The organism is Microbacterium sp. E-13, from assembly GCF_049912955.1.
Taxonomy (GTDB): Bacteria; Actinomycetota; Actinomycetes; order Actinomycetales; family Microbacteriaceae; genus Microbacterium.
In genome coordinates, this window is record NZ_CP183973.1 from 1,272,845 (window position 1) to 1,286,351 (window position 13,507).

A 13,507-nucleotide genomic window follows, 5' to 3' on the forward strand; every position below is an offset into this window, starting at 1 on the left:
CACGAGAAGGGTCAGAAGCGGCCACCTCCCCGGCGTGCACGCGTGCCGCCGCCGCCGAAGCTGCCCGGCCGGAAACCGCCACCCGACGAGCGGCCGCCGCCGCCGCCGAGCACGCCCCCCAGGCCTCCGCCCACGCCGCCGCCGAGGCCTCCGGAGGAGCGTCCGCCGCTCAGGACCGAGTTGAGCACGATGCCGCCGAGCACGGCGCCCAGCATGCCGCCGCCGGACTGGCCGCCCGCGGGCTGACCGCCGAACATGCCGCCCATCCCGCCGTCGAAGGCGCCGACGTCGTTCTGGGCGAGCTGGATCGCGAGCCCGGCCAGCTGGTCGGCACGCTGCGCCTGCTGCATCGCCTGCTGAGGGTCTCCGGCCTGCATGGCCCGCGCACGCGCGAGCGAGGCACCCGCCTCCGCGAGCCGCGTGCGCGCCTCGGCTCCGACGGCGCCTCTGCGCGCCGTGATGTAGTTCTCGGCGGCCGACACCTGGGCCTGTGCCTGCATCATGACCTGGCCGACCATCTGGCGTGCCCGCTGGGCCTGGGCTTCGGCATCCCGGACGCCCTGTATCAGGGTGTCGATCTGCGTGTTGGCGGCTTCGAGGCTCTGCAGCGCGGCGAGCGGCCGCTTGGCGGCGCCCGTGAGCTGCGCTCGTGCGTCGTCGAGCTGCTGACGGGTCGATGCGATGACCGCCGCGATCCGGCCGTCGGCGTCGGGCAGCGCGGCCGCCGCCGCGATGTCGCTCTGCAGCTCGGTGACGAGCGCCGACGCGCTGCGCTCGCCGGCGGCGAGGTCGGTGCCGAGCTTCTCGATGGCGTTCTCGAGCAGCGTCGCCTGGCCGACGGCCTCCTCAGCGGCACGGATGCCGACGGCCGCCTCGCCACCGTCTCCCGCGGCGATGGCGGCCTGGGCCGCGGTGAGCTGCTCGTCGGCGAACGCGAGGCGCTGCCGCGCCTGCTGCGGGTTGTCGGCCACGGTCGCGAGCGCCTCCGGCGCGTACTCGGTGCGCAGGCTCTCGAGCCGAGAGGCGGCCTGATCGAGGGATGCCGCGGCCTCCGCCCGCTCCTCCTGCACGCGGGTGAGCGCCTCGGGGGCGTTCTGCTCCAGCTTGCGCAGCTCGTCGAAGGCGGCGGCCTTCTCGTCGAGGAGCGTGTTGGCCGCCTCGCACAGCGCGATGATCCGCTCGTTCCAGGCGCGCGTGTCGTGCTCGGCGTCGGGGGTCGCGTCGTCGAGCTTCTGCTTCAGCCCGAAGGCCTCGTCGAGGCTCTGCTGCGCGGTCGCGAGCGCCGCCTCGAACTCGGTCGTCGCGGCGTCGCCGAACTGCGCCTTGGCGAAGCCGAGCTCCTGCGCGCTGGTCTTCAGCGCGTCGTCGGTCTCGATCAGGAGCGACGACGCCCGCCGCTCGAGGTCTTCGATGCTCGGCTGGGGAGCGCCACCCGGGCCGCCCGGCACAGCGGCCGGCTTGCGGCGGCGGCGCAGGAACACGACGAGCAGCAGGATGCCGACGCCGACGGCGACCACCACGAGGAGCCACGTGAGCCACGAGGCGCCTCCCCCGGACGCACCCGGTGCGGTGGTGCCCGATCCTCCGCCGGCGGCGTCGGTGATCCCGACGGCGGCCGCGTCGACGGCGCCCAGCCAGTCGTCCTGCGCGAGTGCGGGCTGGATCTGCTGCTGCTCGATCGTCGCGAGCTGGTCCTCGCTGAGCGGGCCGGCGGAGTCGCCCGAGAGGTAGTACTGCCGCCCGTCGGTAGAGACGGCGAGCAGGTACTGGCTGACGCCGAGCCCGTTGTCGGTGGCCGTCTGGTTGGCCCAGTCCCCGGCGCCGGAAGGGTCGGTGAACTGGTCGACGTACACGACCCAGAGGTCGAGGCCGGTGTCGGTCTTCAGCTGTTCCAGGCGGCCCTGCGCCTCCGACTCCTCACCCGGGGAGAGCACGTCGGACTCGTCCAGAACGTAACCGGAGCCGAGCGTGACCGGGGGAGTGGCCAGCGCAGCACTGCCGCCGATCGCCGTGAGTGCGACCACCGCAGCAGACGCCAGCGCTGCAGCCCATCGCAGTCGCATCGATCCCCCCTTGGGACTCGGGTTCGCCCTCCCGCGAGTCTATTGAGCCGCGGGGATCCGACGATAGCCCACGGCCCGGGCGGCGCATGTGTGTTCGCCGTGAACGTCCGGAGCGACCCGGCCGGGGGCGGGTCGCTCCCCGGCCTCCGCCGCGCGGGCGGGTAGCCTTTCCGCTCCGGAGGAGGACGATGGACGATCGCTACGGTGCCGATGTGCTGGCCACGGGATGGAAGGGCCACGGGGTGCGCGAGCTGCCGCGGGTGGCGGCATCCCGTGATCTGGTGGTCGAGGTCGCCGACGACGGATTCTGCGGCGCGGTCGTCGGAGCCTCGGGCGGCATGGTCGAGCTCGAGGACCGCGGCGGTCGGCGCCGCCTGTTCCCGCTGGGCGCGGGGTTCCTCATCGACGGGCGCGACGTCGTGCTCGAACGCCCGGTCGCGTCGCCGGCGCAGACCGGACCGAGGCGTACGGCGTCGGGATCGTTCGCCGCCGCCGAGTCGCGGGCCAGGACCGCTCGCGCCAGTCGCATCCTCGTCGAGGGCCGGCACGACGCGGAGCTCGTCGAGCGCGTGTGGGGCGACGACCTCCGCGAGGAGGGCGTGGTCGTCGAGTACCTCCAGGGGATCGACCTGCTCGCCGCCGCGCTCGATGAGGAGCCGCCATCCGCTCAGCGCCGGTACGGCGTGCTGGTGGACCACCTCGTGCCCGGCTCGAAGGAGTCGCGCATCGCCGAGACGATCGGTCGCGGCCGCCACGGCGCCCATGTGCTGATCGTCGGTCACCCGTGGATCGACGTCTGGCAGTGCGTCACCCCGCGCGCCGTGGGCATCGAGCGGTGGCCGGAGGTGCCACGCGGCGTGGAGTTCAAGGCGGGGGTCTGCCGCGCGCTCGGCTGGCCGGCCCGCGACCAGGCCGACATCGCGCGCGCGTGGCAGCGCATCCTCGCCTCGGTGAAGAGCTACCGCGACCTGGAGCCGGCGTTCCTCGGCCGCGTCGAGGAGCTCATCGACTTCGTCACCGTCCCGTCCTGACTCTCGCGTCCCCCCGCGCGCCCCGCGCGCCCCGCGCGCCCCGCGCGCCCGTGAGACGACAGTCCGCCGCCGAGACCGTGGGATCTGCCCAGGGTCTCGGCGGCGCAGTGTTGTCTCACGGGCGCGGAACGCAGTCGCCGGGACGCGGACGGGGGACGCGGCCGCCGGGAGGCCCTCGGTAGCCTGGAGAGGTGACGAACCCCGACCCCCGCACCTTCCGTGAGAGGCCGGTGTCGTTCGTGCGCCGCAGCGGACGGATGTCGGACGCCCAGGAGCGCGCCTGGTCCGAGCTCGCGCCGCGCTTCGTGATCGAAGTGCCGCGCGACCTCGCGGCGACCAGCATCCTGCCCGGCTCGGCGATCGAGCCCGCCGAGGTGTGGGGCCGCGACGCGCCGCTCGTGGTCGAGATCGGATCGGGTCAGGGCCACGCGATCGTGCACGCCGCCACGTCGCACCCCGGGACGGACTTCCTCGCCATCGAGGTGTTCCGCGCCGGCCTCGCCCGTACGATGCTCGACGCCGACCGCGCCGGTGCGGGCAACCTCCGGCTCGTCGAGGCGAACGCGCCCGAGGTGCTGCAGCACCTGCTGCCCGCAGCATCCGTCGACCAACTGTGGGTGTTCTTCCCCGACCCGTGGCACAAGAAGAAGCACACCAAGCGGCGCCTGATCGCGGAGGGGTTCCCGGCGGTCGCCGCGGCGGCGCTGAAGGACGGCGGGATGCTGCGCCTCGCGACCGACTGGGAGGACTACGCGCTGCAGATGCGCGAGGTAATGGCCGTCGCCCCCGACTTCGAGCCGGCGTTCGAGGGGGAGTGGGCGCCACGCTTCGACGGGCGCGTGCTCACGGCGTTCGAGCGCAAGGGCGCCCGGGTGGGACGCGACATCCGCGATCTGTCGTATCGCCGTCGCCCGAGGTCATGAGCGGATCGCCGGGACCTCTCACCGGCCCCGAGCCTCTCCCCGGGCCGGACGGAGCGACCGCACCGCGCGATCGCTGGCGCTTCGTGCGACCGCTCGCGCACCGCGACTTCCGCATGCTGTTCGGTGCGGTCGTGCTCTCGATCTTCGGCGCCGGCATGTGGGCGGTCGTCATGGTCTACACGGTCATCGGCGCCGGCGGCGGTCCCGTCGAGCTTTCGATCGTCGCCGCGGCGAACGCCGTGGGCCTGCTGCTCTGCGCCATCCCGGGAGGCATCGCCGCCGACCGGGTCGCGCGGCGGATCCTGCTGCGCATCGTCGAGCTGGTGAACCTGCTCGCCATCACCTCGATCGCGGTGGCCGGCGTGTTCGGCGTGGTCACGATCCCGCACCTCGCCGTCGTGGCGTTCGTCCTCGGCGCGGGCGCCGGGTTCTTCTTCCCCGCGTACAGCGCGATCCTCCCGCGCATCCTGCCGCCCGCCCAGCTGCTCGCGGCGAACGGGCTGGAGGGTGCCATCCGCCCGGCGCTGCAGCAGGCTGCCGGACCGGCCGCCGCCGGCCTCCTCGTCGCCGCGGTGCTCGCGCCCGCGCACGCGGCCTGGGGCGTCGTCGCGGCGCACGCGCTCGCGCTCGTGCTGCTGCTGTTCGTGAGGCCCGAGCCGCCCGTGGCTCACGGCGAGGAGCGGGAAGCGCCGGAGGGGGTGCGCGGCGTGTTCCACGACCTGCGCGAGGCGGTGGTGTTCACCCTCCGGACGCCCTGGCTGCTGTGGACGCTGCTCTTCGCGACGGGCTGGGTGCTGGTGTTCCTCGGACCCGAGGAGGTGCTGCTCCCCTTCGTCACGCGCGAGCGCATCGGCGAGGACCCGCGCCTCTTCGGCTTCCTCCTCGCCGTCTACGGCATCGGCGGCGTGCTCGGGTCGATCGTGGTGTCGTCGATGAAGCTGCCGCGCCGCTACCTGACGGTGATGATGGGCGTCTGGGCGGTGAGCACGCTGCCCTTCGCCGTCGTCGGCATCACGCACGAGTACTGGCTCATGGCGTCGTGCCTGTTCCTGGTGGGCTTCGGCTTCAGCTACGGCAACGTGATCTGGGGCACCCTCCTGCAGCGCCGCGTACCACGGCACATGCTCGGGCGCATCTCGAGCCTGGACTTCTTCGTCTCGCTCGCCCTCATGCCGCTGTCGATGGCGCTCGCAGGTCCGCTCGCGCAGGTGGTGCCGGTCGAGGCGATCTTCATCGCGGCGGGAGTGATCCCGTCGGTCCTCGGCGTGCTGGCCTACCTCGTCGCCCGGATGCCGAAGGATGAGATCGACCACCCGCTCGACCACTGAGCCCGTCCGACCACCCGCTCGACATTCCGGAGCCGCCGCGCATGCCCGCACACCCCGACGCCCCGCCCTCGCCGACGGTCGCCGCGTGGTCGTGGCGGCTGGTGCCGGCCCTCCTCGTGTGCCTGGCCGCTCCGGCCTTCTTCGTCGTGCGCGTGCCGTGGCTCGGCTGGGTGCTGCTGGCGGCGGGCCTGCTGGTCGCGCTGGCGGCGGAACGGACGGATGCTGAGCCTCTCGCGCGACGGGCCGATCCGACGAGAACGCACGACAGCACCCCCGCGGGTTCCGATACGGTGCGTTCGCGCGTTCTCGGTGGCACAGCGACCGCGCGGGGGAGCAGCATCCGTCCCCCGTCGCTGCTGCGCGACCTCTCGCTCATCGCCGCGGGACTGCTCATCGTCAGCGCGATCCCGCTCAAGGCCGAGCTGGACGACCTGTCGATCCTGCGTTTCGCGCTCGCCCTCGGCGGCGCCGTCGCGGTGCCCTACGCGATCTCGCGCTGGGTCTACGGGGACCACGCGATCCGGTTCCCCTGGCGAGGCGGCGGACGGTGGACGGCGTTCCAATGGACGTGGCTCGTGGCGGTGCTCGTGCTCGGCTGGCTGATCCTGCCGTTCTACTTCATCACCTCGGGCGTCTACCTGAACTGGCCGGTCGTCGACACGCCGGAGCTCATCGCGCGCCTGTTCGTCGGTGTGGGCGCGGTCGGGATCTGGGACGAGCTGTTCTTCATCTGCACCTGTCTCGCGCTCCTGCGGCGGCACTTCCCCTTCTGGCAGGCGAACATGCTGCAGTCGGTGGTCTTCGTGTCGTTCCTGTGGGAGCTCGGCTACCAGGCGTGGGGACCGCTCCTCACCATTCCGTTCGCCTTTCTGCAGGGCTTCATCTTCATGAAGACCCGGTCCCTCACCTACGTCGTCACCGTGCACCTGCTCTTCGACGCGGTCGTCTTCCTCGTGCTGGTCCACGCGCACAACCCGGGCGTGCTCGACGGTCTCTTCCTCGTCTGAGGCCTCCGCTGCACAGAACCTGCCCAGGCCGGCCGGGTAGCGTGGGCCGCGGATCCGGACCGGATCCCCGGACGACGGATCAGTACCCGGTGAGCGACAAGACTGGCCAGGAGGCGCAGTCATGCCGTGGGTCATCCTCATCCTCTCGGGCATCCTCGAGGCCGTATGGGCCACCGCGCTCGGCAAGACCGAAGGCTTCACGAAGCTCTGGCCCTCGGTGATCTTCGGCGTCGCGCTCGTCGCCAGCATGGGCGGCCTCGCGTGGGCGATGCGCGACATCTCCACCGGCACCGCGTACGCCGTCTGGGTCGGGATCGGCGCGTCGCTGACCGTCGCCTACGCCACGATCACGGGCGCCGAGGCCTTCTCGATCGTCAAGCTGATGCTGATCCTCGGACTCGTCGGCTGCGTCATCGGGCTGAAGATCGTGGGCCACGAGTAGCCCGCTGAGTCGCCTGCGACCCGCCCGATCCTTCACCTTCAAGCTGACGGTGAGACGAATTCCGCGAGACCCCTTGACGACCAGGGGAGGCAGGAGGAGATTCGATAGTGCGACGGAAACCGGAAACGTAGGACCCGAAGGGGACCCGGAACACAGAAACCAGAAATCGCATCGACGATCCCCCCGGCGCTTCGGCACCGAGGGGATCATCATTTTGCGCCGGGCCCGCCGGGGCTCTCGTCCGAAGCCGGAGCCTCGGCGAGGTTCGCCGACCCGCTAGCAGGCACGTCCGGGAGGGTCAAGACGCTCCCCGGCGGCCGCCGTCCGGCGGGACACTCGGAGCATGAGCCGGTGGCGACGCGTGTGGAGCGTGCCCCTGCTGGCGATCGCGCTGTGCGCGTCGGGATGCGGCGTCACGGTTCCGAGCGACCCGCAGGGCACGCTCGAACGCGTGCACGGCGGCGAGTTGCGGGCCGGAGCCTCGCCATCGGGCAGCTTGGTCACCGTCGACGGCAAGACGGTCGGTGGATCGCTCGCCGGCCTCGTGGAGGACTTCGCCGAGTCGATGGACGCGAAGGTCACCTGGACGATCGGCAGCGAGGAGGACCTCGTCGACGACCTGGAGAGCGGCGACCTCGATCTCGCGGTCGGCGGCATGACCGATGCCACGCCGTGGTCGCAGCGGGTGGCCGTGACACGCGCATACGACACCGTTCCGGGAGCGCATGGCCCCGTCGTCCTGCTCCTGCCGATGGGTGAGAACGCCTGGCAGGCGGCCATCGAGGGATATCTCGACAAGCAGGTGGCGGGATGAAGACGATGGGGCGCACCGATCTGCCGGCCGCGCAGCAGAAGGCCTTGCGCAGCGCGATCCGCTGGGAGTGGTTCACGATCGGCTACAGCATCGTGACGATCGCGCTGATCGCCCTCGTGGTGGGCGGGTCGCAGGCGATGAAGACAGCGTGGATCGAGGACATGCTGTCGCTGATCCCGCAGATCTCCTTCCTCATCGCCCTGCTCTTCATCCGCCGCCGGCCGACGCGGGCCTTCCCGTTCGGCCATCACCGAGTCATGGGCGTGGGGCATCTCGTCGCCGGGGTCGCCCTCCTCGCGGTCGGCGGCGACCTCGCCTACGAGGCGATCAGCAGCCTGGTGCGGGCCGACCATCCGTCGATCGGCACCGTCTACGTCTTCGGCCACACCATCTGGCTCGGCTGGTTCATGGTCGCGGTCATGACGGTGACCGTCATCGGCCCGTTCTTCTACGGGCACGCCAAGGCGAAACTGGCACCCACGCTGCACAACAAGGTGCTGTACGCGGATGCGGACATGGCCAAAGCCGACTGGACGTCCACGGTCGCGTCGATCGTCGGCGTGCTGGGCGTCGGCGTCGGGCTGTGGTGGCTCGACGGCGCTGCCGCCCTCTTCATCTCGGTGGGCATCGTGTGGGACGGCTGGCGCAACAGCCGTGGGGCCGTCCGCGATCTCATCGACCAGCGCGCTCGCACGGAGGACGACGCGCGACCCCATCCCCTCATCGCGCGCATCGGGAACCGCGCCCTGGAGTTCCCCTGGGTCCGCGATGCGGCGGTGCGCATGCGCGACATGGGGCAGGTGTTCCACGTGGAGGTCTTCGCCGTGCCCCAGGGCGGCGACCTGAGCGTCGCCGAACTCGAAGAGACGCGCGACGCGATCATGCGGCTGGACTGGAAGGTGCAGGACGTGGTCGTCATCCCGGTGGCGACTCTGCCCGACGAGGCGGAGCCGGCAAACCACCAGGCCTCAGCGCGCGACGCGTGAGGGGCGGCATCCGCCTCGCCGTCAGCCGGGCCGACAGCGAGCCCTTCGCCGTTCACCCGACCAGGTCGGGCTCGTTCTCGGGATGAGCCGCGGGCATCGCGGGCTCGGGCACGAGATAGAGCCCGCTGGGCGAGTTCGCCGTGTAGGCGAGGGCGTCGATCCACGCGGGATTCAGCTGCGGTTTGCGGCTGCCGTAGAACTTGTAGACCAGTGCGCACTGCGGGTGGACCCAGATGGTGGTGCGTCCATCGCCGATGCTGGCATCGTCTCGCCAGGTGAAGTGGAACGGCTCTCCCCGCCGCAGCTTCGTGCCGATCACCAGCTGGATGTGCGCGAGTGTCCTGTCGTCGAAATCGACCTTCACGGTGCCCTCGTAGATCAGCTTGCCCATGATGGGCCTCCTGCGGGGCTGCCGACGGCCGAAGCGAAGGGGGCGCGAAATGGCGGACGTCGATCAGCTCCATCGTCCATGGTCCTCCCCCGAACCAGGGCCCACCAGCCCTTGACACCGGCCGGGATGCCGGATGGTGCCGCGCGCTCGGCGGGTGGGGAACCGAGCTGAAGGTCGGCGACCTCACTCGGACGAGACGGCCGACTCGTGGTGCGGGGCGCCCACCGGCTTGGACTCGCTCGATCCGCGCTGACGAAGGAAGATCGACAGGGCGATCATGGCCCCGACCGCGAGGAACTCGGACTGCCAGTTCTGCAGCGTGCGGTTCCAGAAGTCCGGTGTGACGAGGTATTCGAGCCACGTGATGGCCGGCTGTCCGTGCTCGGCGTTCTCCTCGTTCATCACGACCGTGCCGGCCAGCGACTGCGCCAGCCACGACAGCAGGAACACCCCGCCCATCACCAGCAGCAGCGAGTTCGAGTAGACGGTCTGACGGATGCCGCGCGCCCTCGCCCATGACGGGGAGTCAGGTCGTGCGTGCCGGCCGACCAGCTGCTCCTTGTCACTTCCGATCCCCTCGTCTCCGGGCTTCTTGGACTCCGGGGAGCCGCGCTGGACCAGCCAGATCGTGGCGGCGATGAAAAGGAAGAACTGCAGGAACTCCGACTGCCAGTTCTCGGCCACGTCCACGACGAAGTCCGACGAGGTCAGGAACGCGCCGAAGCTCTCCGGCGACATGCCGTGCTGCTGCAGCTGCTCGTTGTTCTCCAAGTACCCGGCGATCGACTGCCCGATCAGCGCGAGCACGAAGATGGCGCCGAACGCGAGGCTCAGGGCGTTGTCACGAAGCGGACGCATGGTCATCGCCCCGTCAACGGGAGCACGATCATGTAGGCGAGTCCCACCGCGAGCACCCCGATCCACGACCAGAACACGACGGCCTCGCCCCGGCGAGCACCTTCCTCCTCGGGGGTGAAGTCCACCATGGCGTACTCCCTTCCTTCGACGTCGACGTGACGTCGAGGCTCATCTTGAGCGGAGGGCGATTGCCGGAGTAGGCGCTTGACATGGGGGCGGAACCGGTTCCGTCGTACGGCCGCGTCCGGGCTGCACCGTCCGGTGAGGTCCATCTGGGTGCAACATCAGGACATCTCGGAGACGACGTGTCGCGGGGGTTCGCTGACAGTCGACTGCTCATGAACCTGAGAGCTACACATGTACGACGCGTATCGTTCGATCATGGAGACACAGACACGAACGAGCGGCGCCGATGTCGCCGCGCTGGGCCTGGGAACGGTGCTGGTGGGTTCGCTGCCTGCCGCGCTGCTGACAGACCACGCCCCGGAGCGCTACACCGTGGAGGCGGTCTTCAGCCGCCGCCCGGAACGCGACGAGGTGACGGAGATCCTGGGCAGTGAGACTCGGGATCGACTCGCGAGGGCCGGTTACCCGACCGTCGAGCTGACGGTGTCTGACCGTCGACTGGTAATCGCGAACACGAACCTCGAGGAGCTCCGGGACGGACTGGCCGGGGTGCTGGCGAATCGGCTGGCGGAGATCACCGCGGGGGTGCGAGCACGACAGGATGCCGCGGCCCTGAAGTTCCACGATGCGGCGGAGAGCGAGCAAGCCCGCGCAGCCGCGGTGGCGGCGCTCGCGGAATCCATCACGTTCCAGGTCCCGGCCTCGGGCGACCCGGCGGCCGGCGCCGCGAAGGATCGGGAGCAGATCGACAGCTGGCGGACCGAGGGCGGGCACGGCCACTGAGCACGAAGGAGCAGACGGGCGACGGACGACCCCACGCGGCGGTCGTCTACAACCCGACGAAGGCGCCGCTGGAACGCATCCGCGCGGCGGTGGCCGAGCATGAGCGACGTCTGGAGTGGACGCCGACGCAGTGGCATGAGACCGCGAGCGACGATGGCGGTCGCGCGGCCGCCGAGCAGGCAGCAGCGGGAGGCGCCGCTGTCGTGATCGTCGCCGGCGGCGACGGCACCGTCCGCGCCGCGGCCGAGGCGCTGCGCGACACCGGCATCCCGGTCGCGCTGGTGCCCGCCGGCACGGGCAATCTGCTCGCCCGCGACCTCGGCACACCGCTCAACGACATCCCCGCCAATGTCGCGGCCGCCTTCACGGGCATCGACCGCGTGGTCGACGTGGGGGTCGCGGAGGTGGAAGACGAAGACGGCGTCCGGAGCACGCACGTGTTCATGGTGATGGCGGGGATCGGCCTCGACGCGCGGATGGCGCACGACACCAGTGCGATCGCGAAGAAGCGCCTCGGGTGGTTCGCGTACGTCACGCCGATCGCGCGGTCGATCATCGCCAATCGGCTCTTCCATCTGACGTACCGCATCGATGGCGGACGCAGCAGGTCCACCCGCGCGCACACGGTCATCGTGGGCAACTGCGGGACCCTCACCGGGAACATGCTGCTGATCCCTGCCGCGGTCATCGACGACGGGCTCCTGGACGTCGTCATCATGCGCCCGGGGGGCCGGTTCGGCTGGGCGCGGATCGGAACCAGGCTCACGCTCCAGAACGCTGCGCGTCGCTCCCGGATCACCCGGCGATGGCTCTCGCGGTCGCCGGAGATCCACGCGCTCGGCTACGTGCAGGGCACGCAGTTCGAGGTGCGGTTCGAAGCCCCCCACGCCGTGGAACTGGACGGCGACCCTTTCGGACACGTCGTCCGCGCGCGCATCAGCGTCGGCCCGGGCGCGCTGCGCGTCCGCGTCGGAACGCCCTCACCGAACGGGTCGTGAGACCGCGCGATCATGGCTTGGTTCGGCGGGCCCGCTGGCGGAGGATCCCGAAGATGACGGTGCCGACGAAGAGCACGATGCCGATGATGCCCAGCCACATCAGGCCTTCGAAGACGAACCCGACGATCGACAGCAGCACCCAGGCCACCAGGAGGATCAGAAGGACTGTCCACATGATCCTCACCGTACGCTCGTCCCCCGGCTTATGACAGAGCGCAGCCGTGGCGCTCACGGCGCGTGTACTCTCAGGGATAGGGCACCGAGACCCCGCGCCTGGTCCTTCTCAGAGAACGGCGGCGCAGGAGATGCCCACGACAGGCGGTGAGCAGCGGGGCGATGCCTTCGCGATCGCAGCTGCCGCGCTCGCCGCCGACGGCACCGGTGACCTGTGCTCGCCGTTGCGAGCCGCCGTCTCGATGCCCGGCGCCGTCGTTTCCACGCTCGGCGAGCCGATGGGTTCCGAGACGGTGTGCGCGAGCACGAACCTCGGCGCGCGGATCGACGAGATCCAGATCGACCTCGGCGAGGGGCCGTCCTGGGAGGCCCTGCGCACGAGGCTTCCCGTGACCGTGTCCGACCTCCAGGTCGACGGCGGGGCGCAGTGGCCCGGCACCTGGGCCGCCCTGCGAGAGCTCGACGTGGGTGCGCTCTTCGCCTTTCCCCTGTTCGTCAGCACCGTCGGGATCGGCTCGATCGCCCTCTATTCGAGGAACGCCCGCGAGTTGTCCGGCGTCGACGTCGAACGGATGAGCGGTCTGGCCGCCATCGTCTCCGGCACTCTGCTCAGGAGGGCGCTGAGCCGTCTGGAGGGGTCGGACGACGACGCGGAGGACGAGCAGTACTCCCGTCGTGAGGTGCACCAGGCGACCGGAATGGTCGCAGCGAGGAACCGGATCGGCGTGGATGACGCCCTCATGCTCCTCCGCGGCCACGCCTACGCCGCGGGGCGTCCGGTGCGCGACGTCGCGGCCGATGTGATCGCGCGCCGACTCGACCTGAACCTGTGACCCCAAGGCTTAGGATGACGGCATGACGGCGCTCACGCGCGAGCATCAGCTGCTGGGAACCTTCGTCACCCTGGCGGACTCCCTGGTCGACGACTTCGACGTCGTCGATGTGCTCCAGAGACTCGTCGACGACTGCATCTCGCTGTTCGACGCCTCGGCTGCCGGCATCCTCCTGCTCAGCCCGTCCAACCGGCTCGAAGTGATCGCCTCGACCAGCGAGCGGAGCGAACTCGTCGAGCTGATGCAACTGCGGGTCGGTGCCGGCCCCTGCGTCGAGGCCGCGACAGCGGGCGAGGTCGTCTCGGTCGGCGACATCGACCAGATCGCCCATCGCTGGCCCGCGTTCGCCGCCGATGCGCGTGCGTCCGGGTTCACGTCGATCCACGCGATCCCGCTGCGGCTGCGCGACTCGACGCTCGGATCTCTGAACCTGTTCCGCGATGAGCCGGGGGCGCTGAATGCGGCCGATGCCGCCGCCGCGCAGGCACTGGCGGATATCGCCACCATCAGCATCCTGCAGCAGCGGCTGGTCGAGGAGTCCGAGCTCGCACAGGCTCAGCTCCAGCGGGCGCTGGACAGCCGGGTGGTGATCGAGCAGGCCAAGGGATACCTCGCCCAGATGCAGAACATCGGCATGGACGAGGCGTTCGCGCGCATCCGGGGCCACGCCCGGTCCACGCAGACGCGCATCGGCGTCGTCGCGCGCGACGTCGTCGACGGGCGACTGTCGCTCTGACCCTCGGCTGGGCG

16 protein-coding genes and 1 riboswitch are annotated in these 13,507 nt (G+C 70.8%); of the genes, 11 read left to right on the forward strand and 5 right to left on the reverse strand.

Annotated elements, in window-relative coordinates:
• Positions 1–11 precede the first annotated feature (11 nt).
• On the reverse strand, positions 12–2,063 hold the full coding sequence (locus ACN9MP_RS05705; RefSeq protein WP_426324385.1) for a TPM domain-containing protein: 2,052 nt from the start codon (positions 2,061–2,063) through the stop codon (positions 12–14).
• A 188-nt stretch (positions 2,064–2,251) separates the two neighbouring features.
• On the opposite strand from ACN9MP_RS05705, the gene ACN9MP_RS05710 reads away from it, so the two are divergent.
• The 7 genes from ACN9MP_RS05710 (at position 2,252) to ACN9MP_RS05740 (ending at position 8,594) form a co-directional block, all read left to right on the forward strand.
• Positions 2,252–3,094, forward strand: a complete 843-nt coding sequence (locus tag ACN9MP_RS05710) for a DUF3097 domain-containing protein (RefSeq protein WP_426324387.1) — start codon at positions 2,252–2,254, stop codon at positions 3,092–3,094.
• 257 nt (positions 3,095–3,351) lie between these two features.
• Positions 3,352–4,017: a tRNA (guanosine(46)-N7)-methyltransferase TrmB gene (gene trmB, locus ACN9MP_RS05715; protein ID WP_426325930.1), complete on the forward strand. Its 666-nt coding sequence runs from the start codon at positions 3,352–3,354 to the stop codon at positions 4,015–4,017.
• On the forward strand, positions 4,014–5,345 hold the full coding sequence (locus ACN9MP_RS05720) for an MFS transporter (RefSeq protein ID WP_426324389.1): 1,332 nt from the start codon (positions 4,014–4,016) through the stop codon (positions 5,343–5,345). The genes trmB and ACN9MP_RS05720 overlap by 4 nt, the downstream gene beginning before the upstream one ends.
• A 41-nt stretch (positions 5,346–5,386) precedes the next feature.
• Complete coding sequence (locus ACN9MP_RS05725) at positions 5,387–6,352, forward strand: CPBP family glutamic-type intramembrane protease (RefSeq protein ID WP_426324391.1); 966 nt, start codon at positions 5,387–5,389, stop codon at positions 6,350–6,352.
• A gap of 47 nt (positions 6,353–6,399) precedes the next feature.
• Positions 6,400–6,463: riboswitch (guanidine-III (ykkC-III) riboswitch) on the forward strand.
• A 10-nt stretch (positions 6,464–6,473) separates the two neighbouring features.
• Entirely contained in the window at positions 6,474–6,794 is a 321-nt protein-coding gene (locus ACN9MP_RS05730) for a DMT family transporter (RefSeq protein WP_426324393.1), read from the forward strand.
• Between the two features lie 343 nt (positions 6,795–7,137).
• On the forward strand, positions 7,138–7,608 hold the full coding sequence (locus tag ACN9MP_RS05735; RefSeq protein ID WP_426324395.1) for a hypothetical protein: 471 nt from the start codon (positions 7,138–7,140) through the stop codon (positions 7,606–7,608).
• Positions 7,605–8,594 (forward strand): cation diffusion facilitator family transporter, encoded by a 990-nt coding sequence (locus ACN9MP_RS05740; RefSeq protein WP_426324397.1) that lies wholly within the window; start codon positions 7,605–7,607, stop codon positions 8,592–8,594. Before ACN9MP_RS05735 ends, ACN9MP_RS05740 begins: the two co-directional genes overlap by 4 nt.
• 52 nt (positions 8,595–8,646) lie before the next feature.
• On the opposite strand, the gene ACN9MP_RS05745 is transcribed toward ACN9MP_RS05740, so the two are convergent.
• The 3 genes from ACN9MP_RS05745 to ACN9MP_RS05755 all read right to left on the reverse strand — a co-directional run bounded on the left by ACN9MP_RS05745 (position 8,647) and on the right by ACN9MP_RS05755 (position 9,971).
• Positions 8,647–8,985 carry an ATP-dependent DNA ligase gene (locus ACN9MP_RS05745; protein WP_426324399.1) on the reverse strand — a complete coding sequence of 113 codons (339 nt, stop codon included), beginning with the start codon at positions 8,983–8,985 and terminating at the stop codon, positions 8,647–8,649.
• A 183-nt stretch (positions 8,986–9,168) separates the two neighbouring features.
• Positions 9,169–9,843, reverse strand: a complete 675-nt coding sequence (locus tag ACN9MP_RS05750) for a DUF6766 family protein (RefSeq protein WP_426324401.1) — start codon at positions 9,841–9,843, stop codon at positions 9,169–9,171.
• A 2-nt stretch (positions 9,844–9,845) separates the two neighbouring features.
• On the reverse strand, positions 9,846–9,971 hold the full coding sequence (locus ACN9MP_RS05755) for a hypothetical protein (RefSeq protein ID WP_426324403.1): 126 nt from the start codon (positions 9,969–9,971) through the stop codon (positions 9,846–9,848).
• A gap of 253 nt (positions 9,972–10,224) precedes the next feature.
• On the opposite strand from ACN9MP_RS05755, the gene ACN9MP_RS05760 reads away from it, so the two are divergent.
• On the forward strand, positions 10,225–10,752 hold the full coding sequence (locus ACN9MP_RS05760; protein WP_426324405.1) for a hypothetical protein: 528 nt from the start codon (positions 10,225–10,227) through the stop codon (positions 10,750–10,752).
• A complete protein-coding gene (locus tag ACN9MP_RS05765) occupies positions 10,749–11,750 on the forward strand; it encodes a diacylglycerol/lipid kinase family protein (protein ID WP_426325932.1) in 1,002 nt (333 codons plus the stop codon). The genes ACN9MP_RS05760 and ACN9MP_RS05765 overlap by 4 nt, the downstream gene beginning before the upstream one ends.
• Positions 11,751–11,760: 10 nt before the next feature.
• Here the strand turns inward: ACN9MP_RS05765 and ACN9MP_RS05770 are convergent, their stop codons facing one another.
• Positions 11,761–11,925 carry a hypothetical protein gene (locus ACN9MP_RS05770; RefSeq protein WP_426324407.1) on the reverse strand — a complete coding sequence of 55 codons (165 nt, stop codon included), beginning with the start codon at positions 11,923–11,925 and terminating at the stop codon, positions 11,761–11,763.
• 130 nt (positions 11,926–12,055) lie between these two features.
• On the opposite strand from ACN9MP_RS05770, the gene ACN9MP_RS05775 reads away from it, so the two are divergent.
• Together ACN9MP_RS05775 and ACN9MP_RS05780 are read left to right on the forward strand one after the other, a co-directional pair.
• On the forward strand, positions 12,056–12,757 hold the full coding sequence (locus ACN9MP_RS05775; RefSeq protein ID WP_426324409.1) for a GAF and ANTAR domain-containing protein: 702 nt from the start codon (positions 12,056–12,058) through the stop codon (positions 12,755–12,757).
• 22 nt (positions 12,758–12,779) lie between these two features.
• Entirely contained in the window at positions 12,780–13,493 is a 714-nt protein-coding gene (locus ACN9MP_RS05780; protein WP_426324411.1) for a GAF and ANTAR domain-containing protein, read from the forward strand.
• Positions 13,494–13,507 lie beyond the last annotated feature (14 nt).

Excerpts from the sequence above, each read along its gene's own strand:
- ACN9MP_RS05705 (WP_426324385.1), bottom strand. The coding sequence starts at position 2,063 with ATGCGACTGCGATGGGCTGCAGCGCTGGCGTCTGCTGCGGTGGTCGCA.
- ACN9MP_RS05710 (WP_426324387.1), top strand. The coding sequence starts at position 2,252 with ATGGACGATCGCTACGGTGCCGATGTGCTGGCCACGGGATGGAAGGGC.
- trmB (WP_426325930.1), top strand. The coding sequence starts at position 3,352 with ATGTCGGACGCCCAGGAGCGCGCCTGGTCCGAGCTCGCGCCGCGCTTC.
- ACN9MP_RS05720 (WP_426324389.1), top strand. The coding sequence starts at position 4,014 with ATGAGCGGATCGCCGGGACCTCTCACCGGCCCCGAGCCTCTCCCCGGG.
- ACN9MP_RS05725 (WP_426324391.1), top strand. The coding sequence starts at position 5,387 with ATGCCCGCACACCCCGACGCCCCGCCCTCGCCGACGGTCGCCGCGTGG.
- ACN9MP_RS05730 (WP_426324393.1), top strand. The coding sequence starts at position 6,474 with ATGCCGTGGGTCATCCTCATCCTCTCGGGCATCCTCGAGGCCGTATGG.
- ACN9MP_RS05735 (WP_426324395.1), top strand. The coding sequence starts at position 7,138 with ATGAGCCGGTGGCGACGCGTGTGGAGCGTGCCCCTGCTGGCGATCGCG.
- ACN9MP_RS05740 (WP_426324397.1), top strand. The coding sequence starts at position 7,605 with ATGAAGACGATGGGGCGCACCGATCTGCCGGCCGCGCAGCAGAAGGCC.
- ACN9MP_RS05745 (WP_426324399.1), bottom strand. The coding sequence starts at position 8,985 with ATGGGCAAGCTGATCTACGAGGGCACCGTGAAGGTCGATTTCGACGAC.
- ACN9MP_RS05750 (WP_426324401.1), bottom strand. The coding sequence starts at position 9,843 with ATGCGTCCGCTTCGTGACAACGCCCTGAGCCTCGCGTTCGGCGCCATC.
- ACN9MP_RS05755 (WP_426324403.1), bottom strand. The coding sequence starts at position 9,971 with ATGGTGGACTTCACCCCCGAGGAGGAAGGTGCTCGCCGGGGCGAGGCC.
- ACN9MP_RS05760 (WP_426324405.1), top strand. The coding sequence starts at position 10,225 with ATGGAGACACAGACACGAACGAGCGGCGCCGATGTCGCCGCGCTGGGC.
- ACN9MP_RS05770 (WP_426324407.1), bottom strand. The coding sequence starts at position 11,925 with ATGTGGACAGTCCTTCTGATCCTCCTGGTGGCCTGGGTGCTGCTGTCG.
- ACN9MP_RS05775 (WP_426324409.1), top strand. The coding sequence starts at position 12,056 with ATGCCCACGACAGGCGGTGAGCAGCGGGGCGATGCCTTCGCGATCGCA.
- ACN9MP_RS05780 (WP_426324411.1), top strand. The coding sequence starts at position 12,780 with ATGACGGCGCTCACGCGCGAGCATCAGCTGCTGGGAACCTTCGTCACC.